The organism is Candidatus Protofrankia californiensis, assembly GCF_900634765.1.
Lineage (GTDB): Bacteria > Actinomycetota > Actinomycetes > Frankiales > Frankiaceae > Protofrankia > Protofrankia californiensis.
In genome coordinates, this window is sequence record NZ_CAAAFT010000149.1 from 1 (window position 1) to 4,956 (window position 4,956).

Consider the following 4,956-nt stretch of genomic DNA (forward strand, 5'->3'; position numbering starts at 1 on the left):
GTCTCGACCATGCGCTGGCCCTCTACCGCGCCGGTGTCGCTCCCCGGATCGTGACGGTCGGGGGATCCCAAGCCGGTGACGTCTACACCGAGGCGCAGGCCGCAGCGAGCTACCTGACCTCCCGCGGCGTCCCGGTCGCTGCTGTAGTAGCGGTGGGTGAGGGGCGGGACACACTGGGATCATTACGGGCAGTAGCAAAGATTATGGTGGTGAACCGCTGGCGGTCCGCGGTGATCGTGACCGATCCGTGGCACTCGCTGCGCTCGCGGACCATCTCTCGCGATCTTGACATCGACGCGGTCGCCTCGCCGGTCACGACTGGCCCGGCCACCCGCGGTCTTGCCACCACGCTGCGCTACATTGCCCGGGAAGGTGCTGCGTACCGCTTCTACCAGCTCTTTCATCGGGCGACGCCGGTCGGTGCCGCGCCCGGAGCGGTCTAGACGAGCAGGTCCGAAGCCCGGTCCGGTCCGATCCGGCGGGCGGGTTCTGCGCACCGCGGCCGTGAAGCTTGCCCGCTGGTACCGTTCGGGACGGTGAAACCCGGGGTAGAGCTCACATCGTTCAAGCGTGTTCTCCCGGGCAGGCGGACGGTCGGCAATGGCGGGCACCCACATAGGAGACGGACAGTCATAGGGCTTGGTGGTCATGGGGTTCAGGGTCGCCTGCAACATGTGACTGCCTGTGGCGGACGGCGTGAACGCCCTGAAGGCATCCGGTGTTACCGCAGGATCTGTGTCCGTAACGCGGCTGGATAGCTACCTTCCATTACTGCTCATGCACGGATATGCAGGCGTACAGGAGGCTGGTGTGGCAACTCCCGTGTCCGAGATCGCGATCGACCCGACCGACCTCGACCAGATCCGCGAGCTGGCTCGGCAGCTGCGGGTGGACTCGATCCGGGCCTCGACGTCCGCGGGGTCGGGCCACCCGACGTCGTCGATGTCGGCCGCGGACGTGATGGCGCTGCTGGTCGGGCGACACCTGCGGTACGACTGGGACAACCCGGCCGACCCGGCCAACGACCATCTGATCTTCTCCAAGGGGCATGCGTCCCCGTTGCTGTACGCGATGTTCAAGGCCGTCGGCGTGGTATCCGACCACGAGCTGATGACCGGCTACCGTCGTCACGGTCAGCGTCTGCAGGGGCATCCGACGCCGATCCTGCCGTGGGTCGACGTGGCCACCGGCTCGCTCGGGCAGGGACTACCCGACGCGGTCGGGGTGGCGCTTGCCGGCCGTTTCCTCGACCGGCTTCCCTACCGGGTGTGGGTATTGTGCGGGGACAGTGAGATGGCCGAGGGATCCATCTGGGAGGCGCTGGACAAGGCGGCCTACTACCAGTTGTCGAACCTGACGGCGATCGTGGACGTCAACCGGCTCGGCCAGCGGGGCCCGACCGAGCTCGGCTGGGATCTCGACGCCTACGCCCGCCGGATCGAGGCGTTCGGATGCCAGGCACTCGCGGTCGACGGACACGACGTCGGTGCGATCGACGAGGTCCTGGCCGAGGCATCCAGATCCGACCGGCCGGTGGTCGTGCTCGCCCGCACCCGCAAGGGTGAGGGCTTCTCCGAGACAGCCGACGCCGAGGGATGGCACGGCAAGCCGCTGCCGCCCGACATGGCCGAGCGCGCGATCGCCGAGCTCGGTGGTGAGCGCCACCTGCACGTCCGTGGTCCGCTGCCGCCCGCCTCCGTCCAGCGACCGGCGCCCTCGGCGCCGGTCAAGGTGGAACTGCCGACCTACCCGCTCGGTGCGAAGATCGCGACCCGCAAGGCATACGGCGAGGCGATCGCCGCCCTCGGCGTCCGGCCGAGCGTGGTGGCGTTGGACGCCGAGGTCAGCAACTCCACCTATTCCGAGGACTTCGCCAAGGCCCATCCGGACCGTTTCTTCGAAATATTCATCGCGGAGCAGCAGCTTGTCGCGGCCGCGGTCGGGCTGTCGGTACGGGGTTATGTTCCGTTCGCATCCACGTTCGCTGCGTTCTTCTCGCGCGCCTACGACTTCATCCGGATGGCCGCGATCTCTCAGGCGAACATCCGCCTGTCGGGCTCGCACGCCGGAGTCGAGATCGGCCCGGACGGCCCGTCCCAGATGGCCCTGGAAGACCTGGCGATGATGCGAGCGGTACACGGCTCGCACGTCCTCTACCCCAGCGACGCAACCAGCGCGGTCAAGCTCGTCGAGCTCATGGCCGATCTGGACGGGGTCAGCTACCTGCGCACAACCCGGGGTGCCTACCCGGTGATCTACGGGCCGCAGGAGTCCTTCACCGTCGGCGGTTCCAAGGTGCTGCGCCGGTCGGACGGCGACACGGTCACCCTGATCGGTGCTGGTGTCACCCTGCACCACTGCCTGGCCGCAGCGGATGTACTCGCGGCCGAGGGGATCTCAGCCCGGGTGATCGATCTCTACTCGGTCAAGCCAGTGGACGTCGTCACCGTGGCGGACGCGGCGCGGGCGACCGGTGGCCGTCTCGTCGTGGTCGAGGACCACTATCCCGAGGGGGGGCTGGGCAGCGCCGTCCTTGAGGCGGTGGCCGCGGCCGGGGTGCAGGTCCGGCTCGGTCATCTTGCCGTCCGCGAACTACCCGGGTCGGGCACACCGGCCGAACTGCTCGACGCGGCGGGCATCGCCTCGGGCCACATCGTGGAGGCAGCCCGAGCCCTGCTGCGCTGACCAGCGCAAGCTGGACCGGGCAAGCCTTATTGGGCAGGCCTTACCGGGCACAAAGAGTTCCCCGCGCCCGAGGAGCGGGTGCGGGGTCTCGTCCTGGAAGGGATGCCGTTCGGAACAAGCTTCAGACGCCGAAGCCGGCGTCGGGGAGAGGCGCGGGCGGACGCCGAAGGCGGCGTCCGAGAAGCTTCAGTCGTCCGAGCCGCTGGGCGCCGGGGCACCTCCGAACATCATGTCGCACATCGTCAGGTAGAGCCGGTCCGGCCGAGGCAAGAACTGGATCTTTGACAGGGCCTGGTCCTGCCCGGCCGATTCGACGATGAACTCGCCGTATCCCAGCAGTCGACCCATCGGATCCCGGTTGTAGGTGAGGTCCGTCACTTTTTCCAGTGGCATGGTCTGCACCTTGCGGAAAAAAATTCCGGACACCTTCAGGAGGCGCTTGTCCGTGACCATCAGGTGCTCGAAGTGCCAGTCGGCGACTTTCCAGAGCATCCTGAAGATCATAAAGAGTGCGAACCACCATGGCAGCGCGGAAATGTACCCGCCGACATCCAGACCATTCAGCAGAATCGCGAGCAGGATCACACCGACGATGGACGCCAGGGTCTGCAGAAAGACGGGCAGCAGGATCGCCCAGTGCATCCGGACCTTCACGACCAGCCGCTCGCGGGCGGCGAGGTACTTGTCGTCCCTGGCGGTGGGGTCAGGGATCCGGATTCTCACCATGGCCATCGTCTCCCGGATCGGGTTGGCGGTTCACACCGCTTCACAGAACCGTGTCGGTGACAAAATCGGACAGACCGTTACCGACGGACTCCAAGCCGTTGATGGCCCGTTCGATGATGTTGGCGGCACTCGCGGGAAAGCTCACAACGAAAAAAATGACGAACGCGATGAGACCGTATCTAATGATCTTGTCCACGGCGGGCCTCCGGGCCGAAGTTGGGAGGGCTGACCACAAAGTATCGCCGCTTCGCACCTCGGACGTGCGGAAATCGCGCCTATACGCTCAGCTTGTGGCCGAGAGGTGGTACAGAGCGTCCGACGTGGTCCGTTGGGGCGAGGAGCGACAGAAGAGTACACCGGACGATCGGAACTGGTTCGAGCGGGACCGTGCGCGTGTCCTACATTCCAGCGCGTTGCGTCGGCTGGCCGGCAAGACTCAGGTCGTGGGCCCGCTCGACGACGACTTCCCGCGCACCCGCCTCACGCATTCCCTGGAGACCGCCCAGGTCGGACGGGGCCTGGCGCGCTCGCTGGGTGCCGACCCGGACCTGGTCGATGCGGCCTGCCTCGCCCATGACATCGGTCATCCCCCCTTCGGCCACAACGGTGAGGCCGCGCTGGACGCGGCCGCTCGTGACTGCGGGGGTTTCGAGGGCAACGCGCAGAGCCTGCGGGAGCTAACCCGTCTGGAGGTCAAGGTCGTTGATGTTCACGGGTGCGACGCCGGCCTGAACCTCACCCGGGCCACCCTGGACGCGTCCCTGAAGTATCCGTGGGCACGGCGGCCCGACACACCGAAGTTCGGTGTCTACGCCGACGATCTGCCGATCTTCGACTGGGTCCGGGACGGTGCGCCGGTGGGCCGGCGCTGCATGGAAGCCCAGATCATGGACTGGGCCGACGACGTGGCCTACAGCGTCCACGACCTGGAGGACGGGGTGGTCGCGGGTCTGATCGACCTGGGCCGGCTGGAGGATCCGGGGCAGCGGGCCGACCTGGTCGCCTCGACCGCACCGCGCTACCCGGCGGCGCCGGCGGTGGCGGTGGGCGAGGCGCTGGACCGGCTACGTCGACAGCCCTGGTGGGTGACCGGGCCGGTCAGTACGCCGAGCGCGCTGCGTGCGGTGCGGACGATGACCAGCGAGCTGATCGCGCGCCTGTGCGTCGCGGCGGTCCGCGCCACCCGGGAGGTGTACGGCGACCTGCCGCTGTGCCGCTACCACTCCGATCTGGTCGTCCCCGCGCAGACCGTCGCCGAGTGCGCGCTGCTCAAGGGGGTGACCGCTTACTTCGTCATGGACCGCCGGGACGCGCGTGACCGCCAACGGCGCCAGCGGGAGGTCGTCGCGGAGCTGCTCGCATTGCTGGTTGTGCGCGCGCCGGACGCGCTCGACCCGCTGCTGCGTCCGGCCTGGGCCGCCGCGCCCGACGACGCGGCGAGGCTACGGGTCGTCGTCGATCAGATCGCTCGTCTCACCGATGCGAGCGCCGGCCGCCGCCACGCACAGCTGACCGGTCGGCGCTGGCCGGCGGTCCTGTGATGGG

Annotated in this window: 5 protein-coding genes; 3 read left to right on the forward strand and 2 right to left on the reverse strand. The window is 68.0% G+C overall.

All coding sequences use genetic code 11. The features are described 5' to 3' along the window. Both DD1DGNOD_RS08815 and DD1DGNOD_RS08820 read left to right on the forward strand, forming a co-directional pair. A partial coding sequence (locus tag DD1DGNOD_RS08815) for a YdcF family protein (protein ID WP_131769863.1) occupies window positions 1-443 on the forward strand: 443 nt, incomplete at its 5' end. A 367-nt stretch (window positions 444-810) separates the two neighbouring features. Beyond that, window positions 811-2,685 carry a transketolase gene (locus DD1DGNOD_RS08820; RefSeq protein ID WP_131769864.1) on the forward strand — a complete coding sequence of 625 codons (1,875 nt, stop codon included), beginning with the start codon at window positions 811-813 and terminating at the stop codon, window positions 2,683-2,685. A 186-nt stretch (window positions 2,686-2,871) separates the two neighbouring features. Here the strand turns inward: DD1DGNOD_RS08820 and DD1DGNOD_RS08825 are convergent, their stop codons facing one another. After that, window positions 2,872-3,411 (reverse strand): PH domain-containing protein, encoded by a 540-nt coding sequence (locus DD1DGNOD_RS08825; protein ID WP_131769865.1) that lies wholly within the window; start codon window positions 3,409-3,411, stop codon window positions 2,872-2,874. Between the two features lie 40 nt (window positions 3,412-3,451). Continuing rightward, window positions 3,452-3,607: a hypothetical protein gene (locus DD1DGNOD_RS26715; protein ID WP_165034867.1), complete on the reverse strand. Its 156-nt coding sequence runs from the start codon at window positions 3,605-3,607 to the stop codon at window positions 3,452-3,454. A 124-nt stretch (window positions 3,608-3,731) separates the two neighbouring features. On the opposite strand from DD1DGNOD_RS26715, the gene DD1DGNOD_RS08830 reads away from it, so the two are divergent. Next, window positions 3,732-4,952: a deoxyguanosinetriphosphate triphosphohydrolase gene (locus tag DD1DGNOD_RS08830; protein ID WP_241255581.1), complete on the forward strand. Its 1,221-nt coding sequence runs from the start codon at window positions 3,732-3,734 to the stop codon at window positions 4,950-4,952. Window positions 4,953-4,956 lie beyond the last annotated feature (4 nt).